General features: G+C 72.1%; 19 protein-coding genes. 13 read left to right on the top strand and 6 right to left on the bottom strand.

Features of this window, described 5'->3' with window-relative positions; all coding sequences use genetic code 11:
• Positions 1-34: 34 nt before the first annotated feature.
• On the bottom strand, positions 35-751 hold the full coding sequence (locus tag G3I53_RS00740) for a class I SAM-dependent methyltransferase (protein WP_164437924.1): 717 nt from the start codon (positions 749-751) through the stop codon (positions 35-37).
• A 360-nt stretch (positions 752-1,111) separates the two neighbouring features.
• Between G3I53_RS00740 and G3I53_RS00735 the strand changes: the two genes are divergently transcribed.
• A complete protein-coding gene (locus tag G3I53_RS00735) occupies positions 1,112-2,338 on the top strand; it encodes an amidohydrolase (RefSeq protein ID WP_164333617.1) in 1,227 nt (408 codons plus the stop codon).
• Between the two features lie 19 nt (positions 2,339-2,357).
• On the opposite strand, the gene G3I53_RS00730 is transcribed toward G3I53_RS00735, so the two are convergent.
• On the bottom strand, positions 2,358-2,714 hold the full coding sequence (locus G3I53_RS00730; protein WP_164333601.1) for a MerR family transcriptional regulator: 357 nt from the start codon (positions 2,712-2,714) through the stop codon (positions 2,358-2,360).
• A gap of 22 nt (positions 2,715-2,736) precedes the next feature.
• Positions 2,737-3,690, bottom strand: coding sequence for an aldo/keto reductase (locus tag G3I53_RS00725; RefSeq protein ID WP_203591705.1), 954 nt, complete (start codon positions 3,688-3,690; stop codon positions 2,737-2,739).
• A 368-nt stretch (positions 3,691-4,058) separates the two neighbouring features.
• Here G3I53_RS00725 and G3I53_RS00720 point away from each other — a divergent pair, with 368 nt between their 5' ends.
• The 10 genes from G3I53_RS00720 (at position 4,059) to G3I53_RS00675 (ending at position 15,964) form a co-directional block, all read left to right on the top strand.
• Positions 4,059-5,111: a BMP family ABC transporter substrate-binding protein gene (locus G3I53_RS00720; protein ID WP_164333603.1), complete on the top strand. Its 1,053-nt coding sequence runs from the start codon at positions 4,059-4,061 to the stop codon at positions 5,109-5,111.
• Positions 5,112-5,443: 332 nt separating this feature from the next.
• Positions 5,444-6,499, top strand: coding sequence for a BMP family ABC transporter substrate-binding protein (locus tag G3I53_RS00715; protein ID WP_164333604.1), 1,056 nt, complete (start codon positions 5,444-5,446; stop codon positions 6,497-6,499).
• Between the two features lie 167 nt (positions 6,500-6,666).
• A complete protein-coding gene (locus G3I53_RS00710) occupies positions 6,667-8,280 on the top strand; it encodes an ABC transporter ATP-binding protein (RefSeq protein WP_164333618.1) in 1,614 nt (537 codons plus the stop codon).
• Positions 8,280-9,401 carry an ABC transporter permease gene (locus G3I53_RS00705; protein ID WP_164333605.1) on the top strand — a complete coding sequence of 374 codons (1,122 nt, stop codon included), beginning with the start codon at positions 8,280-8,282 and terminating at the stop codon, positions 9,399-9,401. Before G3I53_RS00710 ends, G3I53_RS00705 begins: the two co-directional genes overlap by 1 nt.
• The gene (locus G3I53_RS33540; protein WP_164333606.1) at positions 9,398-10,672 is read left to right on the top strand and encodes an ABC transporter permease; all 1,275 of its coding nucleotides are present in this window, start codon (positions 9,398-9,400) and stop codon (positions 10,670-10,672) included. Before G3I53_RS00705 ends, G3I53_RS33540 begins: the two co-directional genes overlap by 4 nt.
• On the top strand, positions 10,669-11,073 hold the full coding sequence (locus G3I53_RS33535; RefSeq protein WP_164333607.1) for a cytidine deaminase: 405 nt from the start codon (positions 10,669-10,671) through the stop codon (positions 11,071-11,073). Before G3I53_RS33540 ends, G3I53_RS33535 begins: the two co-directional genes overlap by 4 nt.
• Before the next feature lie 81 nt (positions 11,074-11,154).
• Positions 11,155-12,438 (top strand): thymidine phosphorylase, encoded by a 1,284-nt coding sequence (locus G3I53_RS00690; protein ID WP_164333608.1) that lies wholly within the window; start codon positions 11,155-11,157, stop codon positions 12,436-12,438.
• A gap of 94 nt (positions 12,439-12,532) precedes the next feature.
• Positions 12,533-13,117, top strand: a complete 585-nt coding sequence (locus G3I53_RS00685) for a Uma2 family endonuclease (protein WP_164333609.1) — start codon at positions 12,533-12,535, stop codon at positions 13,115-13,117.
• A 79-nt stretch (positions 13,118-13,196) separates the two neighbouring features.
• Entirely contained in the window at positions 13,197-13,847 is a 651-nt protein-coding gene (locus G3I53_RS00680; protein WP_164333610.1) for a TetR/AcrR family transcriptional regulator, read from the top strand.
• A gap of 32 nt (positions 13,848-13,879) precedes the next feature.
• Complete coding sequence (locus tag G3I53_RS00675) at positions 13,880-15,964, top strand: ATP-binding domain-containing protein (RefSeq protein WP_164333611.1); 2,085 nt, start codon at positions 13,880-13,882, stop codon at positions 15,962-15,964.
• Positions 15,965-16,021: 57 nt separating this feature from the next.
• Here the strand turns inward: G3I53_RS00675 and G3I53_RS00670 are convergent, their stop codons facing one another.
• Positions 16,022-16,942 (bottom strand): AEC family transporter, encoded by a 921-nt coding sequence (locus G3I53_RS00670; protein WP_164333612.1) that lies wholly within the window; start codon positions 16,940-16,942, stop codon positions 16,022-16,024.
• A gap of 138 nt (positions 16,943-17,080) precedes the next feature.
• Here G3I53_RS00670 and G3I53_RS00665 point away from each other — a divergent pair, with 138 nt between their 5' ends.
• Positions 17,081-17,473 (top strand): STAS domain-containing protein, encoded by a 393-nt coding sequence (locus G3I53_RS00665; RefSeq protein WP_164333613.1) that lies wholly within the window; start codon positions 17,081-17,083, stop codon positions 17,471-17,473.
• Here the strand turns inward: G3I53_RS00665 and G3I53_RS00660 are convergent.
• Both G3I53_RS00660 and G3I53_RS00655 read right to left on the bottom strand, forming a co-directional pair.
• Positions 17,357-18,373 carry a sigma-70 family RNA polymerase sigma factor gene (locus G3I53_RS00660; RefSeq protein WP_164333614.1) on the bottom strand — a complete coding sequence of 339 codons (1,017 nt, stop codon included), beginning with the start codon at positions 18,371-18,373 and terminating at the stop codon, positions 17,357-17,359. The two genes, G3I53_RS00665 and G3I53_RS00660, sit on opposite strands and share 117 nt — an antisense overlap.
• Positions 18,374-18,513: 140 nt before the next feature.
• Entirely contained in the window at positions 18,514-19,797 is a 1,284-nt protein-coding gene (locus G3I53_RS00655; protein WP_164333615.1) for an MFS transporter, read from the bottom strand.
• A 63-nt stretch (positions 19,798-19,860) separates the two neighbouring features.
• Between G3I53_RS00655 and G3I53_RS00650 the strand changes: the two genes are divergently transcribed.
• Positions 19,861-20,814: a LysR family transcriptional regulator gene (locus tag G3I53_RS00650; protein ID WP_164437923.1), complete on the top strand. Its 954-nt coding sequence runs from the start codon at positions 19,861-19,863 to the stop codon at positions 20,812-20,814.
• Positions 20,815-20,924 lie beyond the last annotated feature (110 nt).

Genomic DNA, 20,924 nt, shown 5'->3' with positions numbered 1-20,924 from the left:
CCCGCGCCGTCGGTCGCCGTGGGTCCCCGAGCCGTCAGCCGCTGCCCGTCCGCGTGCCGTCGCCGTCGTCCGGGCCGGCGGGTGGGCGCCGGGCCAGCAGCAGGGCCCGGGGGCGGGTCTCCCCGGGCCCCGGTGCGCGCAGCATCCGGGCCGTGACGTCCAGTCCGCCCTTGCGGAGGTGGCCGGTCACCGTCTCCGGGGTGCGCCAGTGGCAGTCCAGGGAGACGGCGTGGCCGAAGCGTTCCGCCACGTGGGCCCGTTCGTCCACGTCCCCGGACTGGAAGGCGAGCAGGACCGGGGCGCCCGGGAGCAGGACCCGGTGGAGCTCGGCGAACAGTGCGGCCAGGTGGCCGTCCGGCACGTGGATGACGGAGTACAGCGCCACGATGCCGCCCAGCGTCGCGTCCGGCAGGTCCAGCGAGGTCATCGTGCCGACGTGGAAGCGCAGGCGGGGATGGGCCCGGCGGGCCAGGGCCACCATGCGCGGCGAGAGGTCGACCCCGAAGACGGGCAGCCCCAGGTCGTGCAGGCGCGCGGTGACGTGTCCGGGGCCGCTGCCGAGGTCGGCGACCGGGGGCGGGGTGGCGTCCGCCGGGGCGGCTGCCCGGGCCAGTTCCGCGAACGCGGCGAGCAGGGCGCGCTCCAGCGGCAGTCCGGCCAACTCGTCGGCGGAGCGGTCGGTGTACTCCGCCGCGATGGCGTCGTAGGACTCACGCGTGGCACGGAGGAACTCCGGCTGATCGGCGGACATGGGGCCGCACCCTAGGGGATGCGGACGGCACCACGGCGGGGACCCGGCCGAGGGGACCGGATCTCGGCCCCGGGCGTCCTCGGGGCGAACCGACCGGCGTGGCCGGGGCGATGCGTGGTATCCGTGGGAAGGTGGAGGGGTGGCCTGTTCTCTCGCCGCCGGAGGCCGGGACTGTGATCGATCTCACGTCCCGGCGGGTGTGGAGGGCCCTCAACCCCGCGGAGGAGCGGCAGTTTACCCAGCCACACGCACAGCTATGCGTAGGGCGGCCGGTTTTTCTTCCCCTAACGGACTGATTTTTCTTGATCGAGCACCGGTCGAGGTCGCTGGCGCCCTACTCTTCAAAGGGTGAAGCCACTGATGTCACTGGAGTCCGAGATCGAACTCGCCGGCGGAGCCGTGCTTCCCGGCGCGCTGCCCGAGGAGCTCCGTGCCGAGCTCGTCCTGTTCCGGCGCGACATGCACCGGCACCCGGAACTCGGCCACCAGGAGTTCCGCACCACCGCGGCGATCAAGGAGCGGCTCGAGCGCGCCGGTCTCCGGCCGCGGGTGCTCTCCAGCGGGACCGGACTGATCTGTGACATCGGCGTGGGCGAGATCCCCGGCGCGGACCGGGTGCTCGCCATGCGGGCCGACATCGACGGCCTGCCGATCCCCGACATGAAGACCGACTGCCCGTACCGGTCCACCGTGCCCGACCGCGCGCACGCCTGCGGTCACGACGTGCACACCACCGTCGTCCTGGGCGCCGGGCTGATCCTCGCCGACCTGCACCGGCAGGGGCTGCTGACCCGGCCCGTGCGGCTGATCTTCCAGCCCGCCGAGGAGGTGCTGCCCGGCGGTGCCGCCGACGTCATCGCGGACGGCGCGCTCGACGGCGTCGGCCGGATCATCGCCGTGCACTGCGACCCGCGGGTCGACGCGGGCCGGATCGGGCTGCGCCAGGGGCCGATCACCTCGGCGTGCGACCGTCTGGAGATCTCCCTCGACGGCCCCGGCGGGCACACCGCCCGCCCGCACCTGACCACCGACCTGGTCACCGCCGCCGCCCGGGTCGTCACCGACGTGCCCGCCCTGGTCGGCCGGCGCGTCGACACCCGCAGCGGCCTCGCCGTCACCTGGGGCCGGATCGAATCCGGCCACGCGCCCAACGTGATCCCGCAGCACGCCGAACTCTCCGGCACCGTGCGCTGCCTGGACCTGGAGACCTGGCGGCAGGCCGCCGACGTCGTGGTCGCCGCCATCGACGAGGTCGCCAACCTGCACCGGGCCAAGTCGGAGATCAACTACGTGCGCGGCGTGCCCCCGGTCGTCAACGAGGCCGGAGTGACCGAACTGCTCCGCGACGCCATGATCGCGCGGCGCGGGGTGGAGTCCGTCGAGGGCACCGAACAGAGCCTCGGCGGCGAGGACTTCTCCTGGTACCTGGAGCACGTCCCCGGCGCGATGGCCCGCCTCGGCGTGCGCCCCCCGGGCGAGCGCACCGTGCGTGACCTGCACCAGGGTGACTTCGACGTCGACGAGCACGCCATCACCGTGGGCGTCGAGCTCTTCACCGCCGCCGCCCTGCTGGACACGCTGCGCTGACGAGAGACCCTGGGTCGGCCTAGGGCCGGCTGTAGTAGGCGATCTTGTCGTCGAGGACCTCCATGGCCCGGCGCAGTGCCGCCACGCGCTGCTCCAGGGTGGCCCGGTGCTCGCGCAGGAAGGCGACCCGGTCCTGCGCGGAACGGTCGGTGCGCAGAATGGCCACGAACTCCCGCAGGTCCGCGATGCCGAGGCCGGCGTCCCGCAGGCACGTGACCAGGCCGATCCAGAAGATGTCGTCCTCGGTGTACTCCCTGCGCCCACCGGGGGAGCGCCGGATCGGTCCGATGAGCCCCTCGCGTTCGTAGTAGCGCAGGGTGTCGAGGGAGATGCCGGTGCGGCCGGCCGCCGCTGCCGGGGTGAGGCGCGTGGTCACGGGGCTCCTTGTCCGACCGTCGTCAGCGGGCTTCGGCGAAGCGCGCCAGGTGCTCGTCGCTCAGCCGCACACGGCGTGCGGCGAGTGCCTCCTCGATCTGCTCCACCCGGCTCACCCCGACGATGGGGTCGATCCCCCGGTGCATCAGCCAGGCGAGGACGACCTGGTTCCGAGTGGCCGCCAGTTCGCCGGCCACGTCGTCCAGCACCGCGAGCACCCGGGTGGTGCCGGGGTGATCATAGGTCTGTGGCAGCGGCTTGTCGGCGCGCACGTAGGAACCCCACATCAGCGAGCTGTACGACCACACGGTGAGCCCCTCCGACCGCGCGAGGTCCAGGTCCTCCTCGGTGAGCAGGCGATGGCCGCTCTCCGCGAGCGGGGTGAGGGGACGCGGCTGGACGAGCGAGTGGCGCAGCTGCAGGGCCGTCCACGGTGCCACGCCCTGCTCGCGGGCGAGCGACCGGGCGCGCTCGACGCGCCAGGCGGCGTGATTGGCGGCCCCGACGCGCAGCACCGTCCCCTTCGTGACCAGCTCGCCGAACGCGCCGACGGTCTCCTCCAGCGGCACGGTCCGGTCCTCGGCGTGAGCCCACAGGAGATCGACGTGGTCGACCCCGAGACGCTCCAGGCTCCCCTCGACGCCCCTGCGGACGGCGGGGGCGGACAGCCCTTCGGCGCTCCGGGGCCAGGAGTGCGCGACGAGCGGGTCATGGCGGACCTTCGTCGCGATCCGCACCGTGTCGCGTGCGCCGGGGCGGGACCGGAGCCAGGCGCCGATGACCCGCTCGCTGGCACCGCCGAGGCCGCTGGAATCGACCCAGAAGGAGTAGCAGTTCGCGGTGTCGAGCCAGACGCCGCCTCCGCCGACGAAGGAATCGAGGATCGCGAAGGCTTCCTCCTGGCCGACGCGGGTGCCGAAGTCCATCGTCCCGAGGACGATGCGGGAAGCAGTGGTGTCGAGGTCCATGCCCTTCATCCTTGGATCTGGAGCGCGCTCCAGATCAAGTCCGTTATCGAGTCCGTTCGCGAGATCGAGCGCGGAACCGGGGGACACCGGCTCTCCCGTCCCACCCGTTCCTCCCGCCCCTCCCGTCCCCCGTCCGCCCCTCCGGGTTGCGGCTGTGGCGGGGCGGGGGCAGCGTGGTGGCGTGCCGTCAGGCATGCGCGCCTCACCGATTGCCCCCTTTCCGCCCCGGCGGTCCCCCTGGTTCACAAGGGCGTAACCGGCCAGCGGCACGAATGGATAACGGCCCCGCGAAACCCCGTTCCCAGGAGTGTCTACGCGCGTTAATGTGCGCCGAACCGAGCACCCGCTGCGGGGCTTTGGAGAATGGGGAACTTCAGATGCGTCGGACATCGAAACTGACTCGCGTCGCGGTGGGGGTCGCGTCGCTCGCACTCGCCGCCACGGCCTGCGGCGGCACCAGCAGTGACAACGGCGACAGCGGCGGCAGCTCCAAGGAGGACCTCGGTCTCGCCATCGCCTACGACATCGGCGGAAAGGGCGACCAGTCCTTCAACGACGCCGCCTACGCGGGTCTGCAGAAGGCCCAGAAGGAGTTCGGCTACAAGACCGCCGACGTCGAGCCCACCGAGGGCGAGACGGACGCGGACAAGGAGCAGCGCCTGTCCTCGCTGGCCAAGCAGGGCTACAACCCCGTGATCGGCGTCGGCTTCGCCTATGGTCCGGCGATGGAGGCGGTCGCCGCCAAGTACCCGAAGACCACCTTCGGCATCGTCGACTCCGTGGTCGAGGGCGACAACGTCGCCTCCCTGGTCTTCGCCGAGGAGCAGGCGTCCTACCTCGCGGGCGTCGCTGCCGCCAAGGCCACCAAGACCGACGTCGTCGGCTTCGTGGGCGGTGTGGACATCCCGCTGATCCACAAGTTCGAGGCCGGCTTCCAGCAGGGCGTCAAGGCCACCGACCCGAAGGTCAGGGTCATCCCCCAGTACCTGACCCAGACGGCCGAGGAGGGCGGCTTCTCCAGCCCCGACAAGGGCAAGGCCGCCGCCGAGGGCCAGATCGAGAAGAAGGCCGACGTCATCTACCAGGCGGCCGGTCTGTCCGGGCAGGGTGTCATCGAGGCCGCCGCCAAGGCGAAGGTCTGGGCGATCGGTGTCGACTCCGACCAGTACAAGCAGGAAGCTCTCGCGCCCTACAAGGACTACATCCTCACCTCCGCCCTGAAGGACGTCGGCGGGGCGGTGTACGCCCTCGCCAAGTCCGTCCAGGACGACAAGCCGCTGACCGGCACCCAGGTCTTCGACCTCAAGGTGGACGGCGTGGGCCTGTCCGACAGCAACCCGAAGATGGCCGAGGTCCCGGGCCTGACCGACGCCGTGGCCGAGGCCAAGAAGGGCATCGTCGACGGGACGATCACCGTCAAGACGGAGTAGCCGCAGCAGCCGGGCGTCGCCGGCGGTCCGAGGTGCCCGGCGGGCACCGGCGGGGGGCCGGCGGGACCGGGAGGAACGCACGCGAAGCGGGCGGGTGACCGAGAGGCACCCGCCCGCTTCGCCGTGTCCGCAGTGGCCCCTCTCACATCACTCAGGGCCACCTCCTCTTCGCAGTCGGCAACGCCGTGGCCAGGGCGTACGGCGGCTTGGCCACGGGCGCATAACAAGGTGGACAGAAGGGGTTTTCAGGCAGGTCTACGCGCGTTAATCTGCGGCGAAGCCAGCGCCGTTGCTGAAACCGTCCGGCGCTTGTACGACAGGAGCACCACACCATGCGCCGGATTTCCCGGATCACGGTCGCAGGCGCAGCGACCGCCTCCCTGGCCCTCGCTCTCTCCGCCTGCGGCGGCACCTCGACCTCCTCCTCCTCGGACTCCTCCGGGTCGAAGGAGGACAAGGGCCTGGCCATCGCGTACGACGTTGGCGGCCGCGGCGACCAGTCCTTCAACGACGCCGCCTACGCGGGCCTGAAGAAGGCCCAGGACGAGTTCGGCTACAAGACCGCCGACGTCGAGCCCACCGACGGCGAGACGGACGCGGACAAGGAACAGCGCCTCGCCTCGCTGGCCAAGCAGGGCTACAACCCCGTCATCGGGGTGGGCTACGCCTACGCCGCCGCCGTGAAGGGTGCCGCGGAGAAGTTCCCGGACACCACCTTCGGCATCGTCGACGACGCCACCGTCGAGGCGGACAACGTCGCGGACCTGGTCTTCTCCGAGGAGGAGGCGTCCTACCTGGCCGGCGTCGCCGCGGCCGAGACCACCAAGACCGACGTGGTCGGCTTCATCGGCGGTGTGGACATCCCGCTGATCCACAAGTTCCGCGCGGGCTTCGAGCAGGGTGTCAAGGACACCAACCCGAAGGCCAAGGTCATCTCGCAGTTCCTGACGCAGACCGCGGAGGAGGGCGGCTTCTCCAGCCCCGACAAGGGCAAGAGCGCCGCCGAGGGCCAGATCGAGAAGAAGGCCGACGTCGTCTACGCGGCCGCCGGTCTCTCGGGCCAGGGCGTCATCGAGGCCGCCGCCGCCAACAAGGTGTGGGCGATCGGTGTCGACTCCGACCAGTACAAGCAGGAAGCCCTCGCCAAGTACAAGGACTCGATCCTCACCTCGGCGATGAAGGACGTCGCCAAGGCGGTGTACAACCTGGCGCAGTCGGTCGAGGACGGCAAGCCCGCGACCGGTATCGTCAAGGGCGATCTGAAGACGGGTGAGGTGAGCCTGTCGAACTCCAACCCGAAGTTCGCGGACGACGCCGAGCTCCAGGCAGCCATCGAGAAGGCCAAGGAGAAGATCATCAGCGGCGACATCAAGGTCAAGTCCAGCTGACACCCCCTCCGAACGACCCTGAGCAGCGTGTCACTCCGGGGTTGCGTCCGCGCCACGGGGTGCGGGGAGCCTGGCTCTCCGCACCCCGTCGGTTCGGTGCGCCACCCCTTTGTATGCCGTAGGGGCGCTACGCGCGTAGAAGGCCCCCGTCCCCAGGAGAGTGCGCCATCAAAGCGTCCAGCAGCCCTCCGGCCGGAGCGGCGGTCAACGGTCAGACCGCCGTCGAACTCGCCGGGATCACGAAGCGATTCCCCGGTGTCGTGGCCAACCACGACATCCACCTCAGTGTCCGCAAGGGCACCGTCCATGCCCTCGTGGGCGAGAACGGCGCCGGCAAGTCGACCCTGATGAAGATCCTCTACGGCATGCAGAAGCCGGACGAGGGCACCATCGCCGTCGACGGCGAGCAGGTCACCTTCGGCTCACCCGCCGACGCCATCGCGCGCGGCATCGGCATGGTGCACCAGCACTTCATGCTCGCCGACAACCTCACCGTCCTCGAGAACGTCGTGCTCGGCAGCGAGAAGCTGTACGGCATCGGCGCCCGGGCCCGCCGCAAGATCAAGGAGCTCTCCGAGCGCTACGGCCTCGACGTGCGCCCCGACGTCCTGCTCGAGGAGCTCGGTGTCGCCGCCCGCCAGCGCGTGGAGATCCTCAAGGTCCTCTACCGCGGCGCGACCACCCTGATCCTCGACGAGCCCACCGCCGTCCTGGTCCCGCAGGAGGTGGACGCCCTCTTCGACAACCTCCGCGAGCTGAAGTCCGAGGGCCTGTCGGTCATCTTCATCTCCCACAAGCTGGGCGAGGTCCTCTCCGTCGCCGACGAGATCACCGTCATCCGCCGCGGCACCACCGTCGGCACCGCGGTGCCCGCCGAGACCACCTCCCGGCAACTCGCCGAGATGATGGTCGGCAGCGAGCTGCCCAGCCCGGAGAAGGGCGAGTCGACGGTCACCGACCGTCCCGTCATCGCCGTCGACAAGCTCCGCCTGACCGCCCCGGGCGGCAAGCCCCTGCTCGACGACATCACCTTCACCATCCACGAGGGTGAGATCCTGGGCATCGCCGGCGTGGAGGGCAACGGCCAGACCGAACTCGTCGACGCGCTGATCGGCCTGCGGGCCGCCGACTCCGGCGTCATCCGGCTCGCCGACGAGGAGATCACCGCCTGGAGCACCCGCAGGCGCCGCGAGGAGGGCATCGGCTACATCCCCGAGGACCGCCACCGCCACGGCCTGCTCCTGGAGGCCCCCCTCTGGGAGAACCGCATCCTCGGCCACGTCACGGAGAAGCCCAACGCCAAGGGCATCTGGCTGGACCCCAAGGCCGCCCAGGAGGACACGCGCCGCATCGTCAAGACGTACGACGTCCGCACCCCGGGCATCGACGTCACCGCTGCCTCCCTGTCCGGCGGCAACCAGCAGAAGCTGATCGTCGGCCGCGAGATGAGCCACAAGCCGCGCTTCCTGATCGCCGCGCACCCCACCCGCGGTGTGGACGTCGGCGCGCAGGCCGCCATCTGGGACCACATCCGCGAGGCCCGCCGCGAGGGACTGGCCGTCCTGCTGATCTCGGCCGACCTCGACGAGCTGATCGGCCTGTCCGACACCCTCCGCGTCATCTACGACGGCAAGCTGGTCGCGGACGCCGACCCCGCGACCGTCACCCCGGAGGAACTCGGCACCGCCATGACCGGTGCCGCCACCGGCCACCTCGAACACGAAGAGACCCCCGAGACCTCGGCCGACGCCCCCGAGTCTCCGGAAGACGAGGCCCGCTGATGAAGAAGTTCGACAAGGAGCGCGTGCTCCTGGCGGTGGCCGGACCGGTCATCGCGCTCGCCGTGGCCTTCGTGCTGAGCGCGATCGTGCTGCTCGCCTCCGGCAAGAACCCCACCGAGCCGTTCGCTCTGATGTTCCAGCAGGCGACCTACTCGGACATCCAGGTCCTGATCATCAACCAGGCGTCGATGTACTACATCGCGGCCCTGGCGGTGGCCATCGGCTTCCGGATGAACCTGTTCAACATCGGCGTCGACGGCCAGTACCAGCTCGCCGCCATGATGGCCGCCATCGTCGGTGCCCACGCCGACCTGCCGGCCGCCCTGCAGATCCCGCTGCTGCTCCTGACCGCCGTGTTCACCGGCGCCTTCTGGTCCGGCATCGCCGGTGTCCTGAAGGTCACCCGCGGGGTCAGCGAGGTCGTCGCCACGATCATGCTCAACGCGATCGCCACCGCCGTCATCGGCTACCTGTGGCTGCCCAGCGTCTTCGGCGTCAAGGTCGGCAACAACAACACCACCGGCGAGATGAACGAGTCCGGCTGGGTCCCGGGCCTCGACATGGGCGACGCGGGGGAGATCTACGGCCTGGTCCTCCTCGCCGTGGTGCTCGGCATCGGCTACTGGATCGTCCTCAACCGCACCCGGTTCGGCTTCGACCTGCGCGCCTCCGGCGCCTCCGAGTCCGCCGCCGCGGCCAGCGGGGTCAGCCCCAAGCGCATGGTCCTCACCGCCATGCTGCTCTCCGGCGCCATCGCCGGACTCGCCGGCCTGCCGATCCTCCTCGGCGACACCCACACCTACAGCCTCAACTTCCCCACCGGCATCGGCTTCCTCGGCATCGGCATCGCCCTGCTCGGCCGCAACAGCCCGGTCGGCATCGCCTTCGCCGCCGTGCTGTGGGCCTGGCTCGACAAGGCGTCCCCCGAGCTGGACTTCCACGGCTACGACAAGGAGATCGCGGTCATCATGCAGGGCCTGATCGTCCTCTCGGTCGTCGTCTCCTACGAGGCCGTCCGCGAGTGGGGCCTGCGCCGCCAGCAGCGCCGTGTCGGCGCGGAGCTCGCCGCCGGACACGTCCTGGGCGCCGACAACAACACGAAGGAGGTGGCCGGCCGATGACTGCTCCGACCACTGCGACCGACGTCAACCAGCCGTCGCTGCAGCCCACGGCGCCGACCGGCCGCCGCATGTCGCTGCCGGTGCTGCTCCTGGTCATCGCCGGAGCCCTGGCGCTGACCTCGATCGTCCGCCTGATCACCGGCGCCAACGGCATCACCAACGTCAGCCAGATGTCCACCGCCCTCCAGCTCGCCGTCCCGATCGGCCTCGCCGGCCTCGGCGGTCTGTGGGCGGAGCGCGCGGGCGTCGTCAACATCGGCCTCGAGGGCATGATGATCCTCGGCACCTGGTTCGGTGCCTGGGCCGGATTCCAGTGGGGTCCGTGGACCGGCGTCCTCGTCGGCCTCATCGGCGGCGCGCTCGGCGGCCTGCTGCACGCCCTCGTCACCGTCACCTTCAACGTCAACCACATCGTCTCCGGTGTGGCGATCAACATCCTCGCCCTGGGCGCCACCCGCTACCTCGCCCCGCTGGCCTTCGAGGGCCACCAGGGCGGCTCCGCCAAGCAGTCCCCGGCGGTCGAGTCGCTCGGCAGCTTCACGGTGCCGGGACTCTCCGAGGCGTTGCGGGACCTCAACGCCAAGGGCTGGTTCTTCGTCTCGGACATCGCGGGACTGCTCGGCGGCCTGGTCACCAACGTGTCCTGGCTGACCCTGATCGCCGTCGCGCTCGTCCCGGCCACCTGGTACATCCTGTGGCGCACCGCGTTCGGCCTGCGCCTGCGCTCCTGCGGTGAGAACCCGATCGCGGCGGAGTCCCTCGGCGTCAACGTCTACAAGTACAAGTACCTGGCCGTGATCATCTCCGGTGCGCTGGCCGGCCTCGGCGGTGTCTTCCTGTCCATCGTCGCCAACCCCTTCTACCTGGAGGGCCAGACCAGCGGCCGCGGCTACATCGGCCTCGCCGCGATGATCTTCGGCAACTGGATGCCGGGCGGCCTCGCCATCGGCGCCGGCCTGTTCGGCTACACCGACAGCCTCAACCTGCGCGGCGGCTCCGCCAATGTGCACGCCCTGCTGCTGCTCGGCGCGCTGCTGCTGGTCATCGGCGCGATCTGGCTGGCGATCCGCAAGAAGTACGTCCACGCGGCGATCACCTTCGTCGTCGGCGCCCTCGTCTACGCCTGGTACGCCGGCACCAACGAGGTCCCCAACCAGGTCGTGGCCGCCACGCCGTACGTCATCACGCTGGTCGTGCTCGCCCTGTCCGCGCAACGGCTGCGGATGCCCAGGGCGAACGGCATGCCGTACCGGAAGGGACAGGGCAAGTGACCCCGGCCGCGGCGGACGCCGACTGGGAGGCCCTGCGCGCCCTCGCCCGCGAGGCGATGACCCACGCGTACGTCCCCTACTCGGGCTACCCGGTCGGCGTGGCCGCCCTCGTCGACGACGGGCGCACCGTCTCCGGCTGCAACGTGGAGAACGCCAGCTACGGACTCGGCCTGTGCGCCGAGTGCGGGCTGGTCTCCGAGCTGCAGCGCACCGGAGGCGGCCGGCTCACGCACTTCACCTGCGTGGACGGCCGGGGCGAGATCCTCGTCCCGTGCGGCCGCTGCCGGCAGCTGCTGTACGAGTTCGGCGGCCCGGACCTGCTGCTGGAGACCCCGGCGGGCATCCGGCCGCTGTCGGAGATGCTGCCCCAGCCCTTCGGCCCGCAGCACCTCACCAAGTAACGCCCAGCGGCCCCCGAGAGCGACGGCCGGTACCGTCGCTCGAAGGGGCCGCACCCTTCGCACCCCGGAAGGAACGCCAGCATGGCCATGGACGCCATCTCCGTCATCCGCACCAAGCGGGACCGCGCCGAACTCACCGACGAGCAGATCGACTGGGTCATCGACGCCTACACCCGCGGGGAGGTGGCCGACGAGCAGATGTCGGCGCTCGCCATGGCGATCCTCCTCAACGGTATGAACCGGCGCGAGATCTCCCGCTGGACGGCGGCGATGATCGCCTCCGGCGAGCGCATGGACTTCTCCTCGCTGTCCCGCCCCACCGCCGACAAGCACTCCACCGGGGGCGTCGGCGACAAGATCACCCTTCCGCTGGCCCCCCTGGTCGCCGCCTGCGGCGCGGCCGTGCCCCAGCTCTCCGGCCGCGGCCTCGGCCACACCGGCGGCACCCTCGACAAGCTGGAGTCCATCCCCGGCTGGCGCGCCCTGCTCTCCAACGAGGAGATGCTGCACGTCCTGGACACCACCGGCGCCGTCATCTGCGCGGCGGGCGACGGGCTCGCCCCCGCCGACAAGAAGCTCTACGCCCTGCGCGACGTCACCGGCACCGTCGAGGCCATCCCGCTGATCGCCTCCTCCATCATGTCCAAGAAGATCGCCGAGGGCACCGGCTCCCTGGTCCTGGACGTGAAGGTCGGCACCGGCGCCTTCATGAAGACCCTCGACGACGCCCGCGAACTCGCCCGCACCATGGTCGGCCTCGGCACCGACTCCGGCGTGAAGACGGTCGCCCTGCTCACCGACATGTCCACCCCCCTCGGCCTGACCGCCGGCAACGCCCTGGAGGTCCGCGAGTCGGTCGAGGTCCTCGCCGGCGGCGGCCCCGCCGACGTCGTCGAACTGACCCTCGCCCTGGCCCGCGAGATGCTCGACGCGGCCGGCCTGAAGGACGCCGACCCGGCGAAGGCCCTGGCCGACGGCTCCGCGATGGACGTCTGGCGCCGCATGATCACCGCCCAGGGCGGCGACCCGGACGCCGAACTCCCCGTCGCCCGCGAGCAGCACGTCGTCAAGGCCGCCTCCTCCGGCGTCCTGACCCGCCTCGACGCCTACGACATCGGCGTCGCCGCCTGGCGCCTCGGCGCGGGCCGCGCCCGCAAGGAGGACCCGGTGCAGGCCGGCGCCGGCGTCGAACTCCACGCCCGCCCCGGCGACGAGGTGACCGAGGGCCAGCCCCTCCTCACCCTCCACACCGACGCCCCCGACCGCTTCGACTACGCCCTCACGGCACTCGACGGCTCCTACGACATCGCCGCCCCCGGCACGGACTTCACCCCCACCCCCGTGGTGCTGGAACGCATCGCCTGACCTGCGCTTTCCCCGATCGGGTGAACGGGACCGGTGGACCCCGCCGGTCCCGTTTCGGCATGCTGTACTCGGTGACGCACCGAAGGAGACCGCCATGAGCGCACTCACCGTGAGCCAGGACCCCGAACAGAGCTGGGACGACCTCGTCCGGTTCTGGGAGGAGATGGAATGGCCCGAGGGCAGCAGGGTGGAGATCATCGAGGGGATCGTCACCGTGTCACCTGCTCCCGCTTTCCGCCACAATCTCATCGCGGAGAGTATTCAGCGTCGCCTCTATTCCGTGATCTCCGAGGACATGGGAATCTTCCAGACGCTGGCCATCGCCGTGCCGTCACGCCTCGGCATGTTGATTCCGGACCTCGTGGTGGCTCCGCGGCGTGAGCACACGGAGTCGGACACTCACATCCCCGCCGCTATGGCGGAACTGGTCGTCGAGGTCACCTCCAAGTCCAACGCCCGCCATGACCGCGTGAGCAAGCCCGCCGCCTACGCCGCCGCGGGCATCCCGCTGTTCCTCCTGGTCGACCGCTGGGCCCCCGACGGCCCGGCCGCGACCCTCTACGGCGACCCCAAGGGTGACGTCTACCGGCCCCTGCTCACGGCGAAGTTCGGTGAGCCGCTGATCCTCCCCGCCCCCTTCGACCTCGTGATCGACACCGCGGAGTTCCCGGCCCCCTGAGTGCGCCGGCGGGACAACGCCGTGACGCAGGCCGGGAGGCGGATCGGAGGACCGGCGGACGCTGCGTACGCTTCGGGGCATGGGCGACGAGGGTGGGCTGCGCGAGCGCAAGAAGCGGCAGATGTACCGTCGGCTGTCGGACACGGCCATCGGCCTCTTCCTGGAACGCGGGTACGAGCAGGTGACCGTCGCCGATGTCGCGGCCGCGGTCGACGTCTCCAAGCCGACGCTCTTCCGGTACTTCCCGGCCAAGGAGGACCTCGTTCTGCACCGGCTGGCCGACCACGTGGGGGAGGCCGGCCGGGTGGTCGCGGGGCGCCCGGCCGGGCAGTCTCCGCTGGAGGCCCTGCGGCGCCATTTCCTGGACGGGCTCGACCGGCGTGACCCGGTCACCGGCCTGAACGACGATCCGGACGTCCTCGCCTTCCACCGGCTGCTGTACGGCACACCGTCCCTGGTGGCGCGCCTGCACGCTCATGTGGAGCGGGACGAGAACGCCCTTGCCGAGGTTCTGGACCGGGAGTTCGGGGGTGGCGTCCGGGCGCGTCTGGCCGCCGGTCAGATCGTGGCCGTCCGACGCGTCCTCGCGCAGGAGAACTGGCGCGCCATCACCGCGGGCGGTGCGGCGGACGCCTTGTATCCCGAGGCCGTGACGGTGGCCCGTTCGGCGTTCGGCCGGCTGGAGGCGGGACTGCCGGATCTGGCCGGCCCGAATAATGCAACCGAGTAAAAAACGTTACTCGGTTGCATTACGCTCGGAGCATGTCACGCTCCGACCCCGTACTCAGTGATGCCCTCGCCCGGGAACGCGCCTACCACGACGTCTGCCGTACGGCATGGGAGGCGATGGCCGAGGGAGCGCGGGAGCAGGTGGTGGTCGGTGAGGACACCGCCGCGTCCGGCGCCGACGCCGAAGTGCTCGGCCGTCGGCTGCGCAGCCGGGCCAAGGAGTTCGGTGAACTGCCCGAGGGCCCGCTGTTCTTCGGCCGCCTCGACTTCGCACCGGATCCGGGGAGCGCGGGGGACCATGCCGGGCAGAGCTACCACATCGGGCGGCTCCGGGTCACCGCCGATCCGTCCGCCCCGCCCCTGGTCGTCGACTGGCGCGCCCCCGTGGCGCGCGCCTTCTACCGGGCGAGCGCCCGCGCCCCTCAGGGCGTCGCCGTCCGGCGCCGCTTCGGCTGGTCACCCGCAGGTCGCGGGGACCCGGCGGATCTCACCGGTCTGGAGGACGAACACCTCGGTGAGGGGGAGGCGGCCGAGAGCGACCTCGTCACCCGGGAGATCGAGCGCCCACGCATCGGTCCCATGCGCGACATCGCCGCGACCATCCAGCCCGAACAGGACGACCTGGTACGGGAGGACCTCGCCCGCTCCCTCTGCGTGCAGGGAGCCCCCGGCACCGGCAAGACCGCGGTCGGGCTGCACCGCGCCGCCTACCTCCTGTACACGTATCCCGAGCGCATCCAGCGCCGCGGCATGCTCGTCCTCGGCCCCAACCGGGCCTTCCTCTCCTACATCTCCGAAGTGCTGCCCGCTCTCGGGGAGACCGGGGTCCGGCAGTCCACCCTCGACGACGAGATCGCCCGGCATCCGGTCACGGCGCGGGACAGCAGCGCCGGCGCGGTCGTCAAGCACGACATCCGCATGGCGGAGGTGCTGCGCCGCGCGCTCTACGCACGGGTGAACGCCGGAGTGACGCAGCCGCTCGTCCTGCCGGACGGTTCCTACCGGTGGCGCGTCCCCCCGGAGGAGCTGGAGAGCATCGTGCGGGACGTGCTCGCCGAGGAACCCGCCTACGGCGTGGGCCGGGACCGCGTCCGCGACCGCGTCGTCCGGGCCGTTCAGCACCGGGCCGAGCGCCGCGGCGGCCCCCGCTCCCACACCTGGCTCCGCAAGGTCGCCCGGGCCCGCCCGGTCACCGCCCTGCTCGACACCGTCTGGCCCGCCGTACGGCCGGAGGAGGTCCTGTACGGCCTGTTCAGCCGGCCGGACGCGCTGGCCGCCGCTGCCGACGGCGTCCTCGGAGAGGACGAGCAGCAGGCCGTCGCCTGGTCCGCGCCGCCGCGCTCGGCGCGTTCGGCCCGCTGGTCGGCGGCGGACCTCGTCCTGCTCGACGAGCTCGCCGGTCTGATCGCGCGCCCCGAGGGATACGCGCACGTCGTGGTCGACGAGGCGCAGGACCTGTCCCCCATGCAGTGCCGGGCCATCGCCCGCAGGTCGTCCTTCGGGTCCGTCACCGTCCTCGGGGACCTCGCCCAGGGCACCACCCCGTGGGCCGCGCGCGACTGGCCCGAATTCCTCGCCCACCTGGGGAAACCGGACGCCGTCGTCACCCCGCTCACCACGGGGTTCCGGGTCCCGGGCGCCGTCGCCGGGCTCGCCAACGCCCTGCTGCGGCACCTCGGCACGCGGGTGCCACCCGTCCGCTCCCGGCGCCGCGACGGAGACGTGCGGATCGAGGCGGTCCGCGACCCGGTCGCCGCCACGGTCACGGCCGTGAAGACCGCGAGGGAACACGAGGGCTCCATCGGCGTCGTCGCCGCCGACTCCGCGGTGGAGACACTGCGCCGCGCTCTCGCCGGGGCGGGGATTCCGGCAGCCGGACCCGGTACGCCGGGAGCCCGCGTCACCGTGGTGCCGGCGTCCGCCGCCAAGGGACTGGAGTACGACCACGTGGTCCTGGTCGAGCCGTCGGCCGTGGTCGAGGCCGAGCCCCGTGGCATGAACCGCCTGTACGTGGCCCTGACCCGGGCGGTCTCCCGCCTGCACATCGTGCACTCCGCGCCCCTGCCGCCCGCCCTGCGGCCCGCGGTGCCGCAGCCTCCCGGACCCGCGGCCTCCTGACCCCCGGCCGGCCGGAACCGCCCGCGTCCGGCGTGAGGACATCCCCGCTCAGCCGGCTCACCCCAGCAGTGCCGCCACCACCACCAGGACCGGGACCGACAGCACGGTGGAGACCAGGATCGTCTCCCGGGCGAGGGTCTCGCCCGTGCGGTAGCTGGTCGCGTAGGTGAAGAGGTTCTGGGCGGCCGGGAGGGCGGAGGTGACCACCACGTCGAGGAGGAGGGGGCCGCGCAGGCCGAAGACGCCGGCTGCCAGGGCCCAGGCGATGGCGGGCTGGACGAAGGACTTCAGGGTCACGGCGAGCAGGACCGCGCCGCGCTCGCCGCCGCGCAGGGGGAGGGTGCTGCCGCGCAGCGAGATGCCGAAGGCGAGGAGGACCGCCGGGACGGCCATGTTGCCGATGAGGGTGAGGGGGTCCATGACCGGGCCGGGGATCCGCAGGCCCGTGGCCGACACCGCCACGCCCGCCAGGGAGCCGACCGCGATGGGGTTGCGGAGTGGGGTGAGGAGCCGTTGGAGGGGTGAGCCCTTGGTGCCGGCGGTGGACAGGTCGAGGACGGTGAGCGCGACCGGGGTGACGCCGACGAGCTGGAACAGCAGGACCGGTGCGACCAGGGAGGCGTCGCCGAGGACGTACACGGCGATCGGGATGCCCAGGTTGCCCGCGTTGACGTAGCCGGAGCACAGGGCGCCGATGGTGGTGCGGGCGACGCCCCAGCGGCGTGCCACACCGACCGCCACGAAGACGCCGGCCACGCCCACCGCGCTCAGGGCCGTGACCAGGAGGCGGCTGGAGAAGACGACCGACAGGTCGGCGTCGGCCAGGATCGTGAACAGCAGCGCCGGTGACGCCACCCGGAAGGCGAGCCGGGTCAGGACGTCACTGCCCTGCGGCCCGAGGTACCCGCGGCGGCCGATGAGGTAGCCGGCGCCGATGACGACGGCGATCACGGCGAAACCGCTCAGCACCCCCTGCACGGCGGCCCCTCACGGCGGAGCACGGCACCGGACGCGGGCGGAGGGGGTCTGTGGCACATACAGGCAACCATCCGGGGGCGGCCGTGCCCGGGTCAATGTGATCCTCGCGGCGGCCCGGCCACGCGGCGCGGGGGCGCGATGAGTTCCGCGGCCCCGCCCGGTCTACCGGTCGTGGATGCCATGACACCGCCCGTACTCGTCCTGCAGGGCCCCGTCACCCGGGACGGGGTCGCGGGACCCTGCGACGCGCTGCGGGCCCTGCTGGACGGCGGGAGCGGAGCCTGCGGGGTGGTCGTGTGCGATGTGGCCGGGCTGGGGCCGCCGGGGCTCGCGGCCGTGAACCTGCTCGCCCGTCTGGAGCTGCTGGCGCGCAGGACGGGCGGGCGGATCCGGCTGCGCGACCCCGACCCCGCGCTACGCGTCCTGCTCGACCTGGTCGGTCTCCGCTTCGAGGTGGAGGGGCAGCCCGAACAGCGGGAAGAACCGCTGGGTGTCGAGGAAGCAGTGGAATCCCGTGATCCGCCCGTCTGAGATCTCCAGGACCTGCACCGCCCACGGCGTGTACCCGCCGGCCTCCGGGTCGGGCTTGTACTGGGCGAACCCGGGCAGGCCGTTGACCTGGAGCGGCACGAGCCGCGAGTGGGCGCAGGGGGCGCCCATGGTCGTCATGAAGCCGGTGATGTCCCCGGCGCCGGTCAGCCACAGGTCGAACGGCGGCATCGTCATGATGGCGTCCTCGTGGAGCAGCGCGGTCAGGGCCGACATGTCGTAGCCCTCGAAGGCGGCCATGTACCGGTCCAGCAGCTTCTGCTGCTCCTCGTCCAGCGGGTCGGAGACGGCCGCGTCGTCGCCCGGACGGCGACGCTCGGCCAGCGTCGCCCGGGCCCGCTGGAGGGCGCTGTTGACCGAGGCGACCGAGGTGTCCAGCAGTTCGGCGACCTCGCTCGCCTTCCAGGCCAGCACTTCCCTCAGGATGAGCACCGCCCGCTGCTTCGGCGGCAGTTGCTGGAGCGCGGCCATGAACGCGAGGCGCACGGACTCCTTCGCGACCGCCGCCTCCGCCGGGTCCTCGACGGTCGGCAGCACGCGGGCGTCCGGGGCCGGCTCCAGCCAGGTGTGGTCCGGACGCGGCGACAGGGCGGCCTGGGCGAGCGGCGTCGACTCCGTCAGATCCATCGGGCGGGCCCGCTTGTTGCCCGCCGTGAGCATGTCCAGGCAGACGTTGGTGGCGATGCGGTACAGCCAGGAGCGCAGGCTGGAACGCCCCTCGAACTTGTCGAAGCTGCGCCAGGCCCGGACCATCGTGTCCTGCACGGCGTCCTCCGCCTCGAAGGAGGAGCCCAGCATCCGGTAGCAGTACCCGGTCAGTTCGACCCGGTGGGCCTCCAGCCTGGTGTCCAGGTCCGTCGTCGTCGCCGTGCCGTTCGTCATCGTCCACCCGCCCCTGTGGCCTGTCCGTGGTGCGTCGTCGCATCCAGCACTTCGGAAGCTACCGCAGCCCACTGACAACGGCCCGCCGAGCGGGAGAACACGCAGGTCAGGGCATGATCGTGACGGGGGGAGCGGGGGTGTCAGGCGGCCTTCGCCAGGCGGTGTTCCACCCGTGCCGCCCGGGTGCCGAGCAGGGTGATCGCCCCGACGCCCGCCACCGCGACCAGTCCGACGCCCACCGTCCCGGCCCAGCCGCCGCTGTGGAAGGCGAGCGCCCCCACGGTGCTGCCGACGCTGGAGCCCACGTAGTAGGCGGACTGGTAGAGCGCCGACGCCTGCGCCCGCCCGTGCGTGGCGGTCCGGCCGACCGCCGAGGACGCCACCGCGTGACCGGCGAAGAAGCCCGCCGTGATCAGGACCAGGCCCAGCAGCACCAGGGGGAGCGAGTCGGCCAGGGACAGCAGCAGACCCGCCGCGGTCGTCGCGCCGCCCGCGTAGAGCGCGCCCCGGCGGCCCAGCCGGCTCACCAGGCGGCCCGCCGCCGACGCCGACACCGTGCCCACCAGGTACACCAGGAAGATCGACCCGACGATGCCCTGCGGGAGGGAGAACGGCGCCTCGGTCAGGCGGTAGCCGATGACGGTGTAGACACCGCCGAACACCGTCATGAACAGGGCACCGATCGCGTACAGCCGGCGCAGCAGGGGGTCGGCGAGGTGGCCGCGGACCGTGCGCACCAGGACGGCCGGGCGCAGCGAGCCCGGGCGGAAGTGCCGCGGCGCGGGCAGCAGCAGCCGGAACGCCACCGCGCAGGCCACCGCGAGCACCCCGATGACGGCGACGGCGACCCGCCAGCCCCATTCCTGCGCCACCCAGCCGGTGATGACCCGGCCGCTCATGCCGCCGACGCTGTTGCCCGCCACGAACAGCCCGATCGCGGTGACCAGGGCCCGGGGCCTGACCTCCTCCGCGAGATAGGCGGTCGCCGACGCCGGCAGCCCGGCCAGCGCGGCCCCCTGGAGGGCCCGCAGTGCCACCAGGACGCCCAGGGACGGGGCGAAGGGCACCAGCACCCCGAGGGTGACCGCGACGGCCAGGGAGCCCGTCATGACCGTCCGCCGGCCGTAGCGCTCGGACAGGGCGCTCATCGGCAGCACGAACAGCGCCAGTCCGCCGGTCGCCGCAGCCACCGTCCAGCTCGCGTCGCCCGCGCTCACCCCGAGGTCGCCGGAGATCAGCGGCAGCAGGGCCTGCGTCGAGTACAGCAGCGCGAAGGTCGCCACCCCGGCGAGGAAGAGGGCGAGGCTCATCCGGCGGTAGCCGGGGCCGCCCGGTGACATCCGGGTCTCGACGGTGGTCGGGGAGGAGGGAACGTTCGGGCCGGCGTCCACCCGCGTGGACGCCCCGGTACTGACGGAAGACATGCCTCGAACGTACGGAGGCCCCGGCTGATCCGTCCAATGCACGAATTCGCCATAATCGTTCCCATGATGCATCAGCAGAGGTCAGCGGCCCGCCTGTCACAGTCCGGTGACACAGAAGACATGGTGATGTTGCTGGCGCCTCGCCTCGCGTACTTCGCGGGCGTGGCCCGGACCGAGCACGTCACGCGGGCCGCGCAGGAGATGCAGGTGCCGCAGTCCACGCTCTCCCGGGCGATGGTCCGGCTGGAACAGGACCTCGGCGTCGACCTGTTCGCCCGGCACGGACGGACCCTCTCCCTCACCCCGGCGGGGCGCACCTTCCTCGGCTCCGTGGAACGCGCCCTGGCCGAGGTGGGGCGGGCGGCGGAGGAGGTCCGCGCCGACGCCGACCCGGCCACCGGCAAGGTCGCCTTCGGCTTCCTGCACACCATGGGCGCGGAGACCGTGCCCGGCCTCCTGCAGGCCTTCCGCGCCGACCATCCGCGCATCCGCTTCGCGCTGGTGCAGAACTACGGCGAGGCCATGCTGGAGCGCCTGCGCGCGGGTGACCTCGACCTGTGCCTGACCTCCCCGGTCCCGGACGCGCCCGACCTCGTGGCCCGGCGCCTGGACGAGCAGAAGCTGCGCCTGGTGGTGCCCGCCGATCACCGGCTGGCCGGCCGCCGCCGCGTCCGGCTCGCGGAGGCCGCCGACGACACCTTCGTGACCCTGGAACCCGGCTACGGTCTGCGCCGCATCACCGACGACCTGTGCAGCCGGGCCGGTTTCCGGCCCCGGGTGGCGTTCGAGGGCGAGGAGGCGGAGACCCTGCGCGGGCTCGTCGCCGCGGGCCTGGGCGTCGCACTGCTGCCCCCGCCGGCGGTCCCGCGCCCCGGCGTGGTGGAACTGACGGTCACCGCCCCGAGGGCGGCCCGGGAGATCGGCGTGGCCTGGCTGGCGGGCCGCCCGGACACACCCCCGGTCGCGGCCTTCAAGAAGTTCCTGCTCTCCCGCAGGGGCACGCTGCTGCCGGACTGAACCGGCCGCGGCAGACCGGCCCGGGCCCACCCGGCCGACCCGGCCTCGGCGGCCTGTCCGGCCCGTCCTCGGCGGCCCGTCTGGCCCGGCCTCGGCGGCGCGTCCGGCCC

The sequence above is a fragment of the Streptomyces sp. SID14436 genome, from assembly GCF_010548465.1.
In the GTDB taxonomy this organism is placed as follows: domain Bacteria; phylum Actinomycetota; class Actinomycetes; order Streptomycetales; family Streptomycetaceae; genus Streptomyces.
The sequence above is the reverse complement of the archived record's forward strand: the minus strand, read 5'-3'. Positions and strand labels throughout refer to the sequence as shown.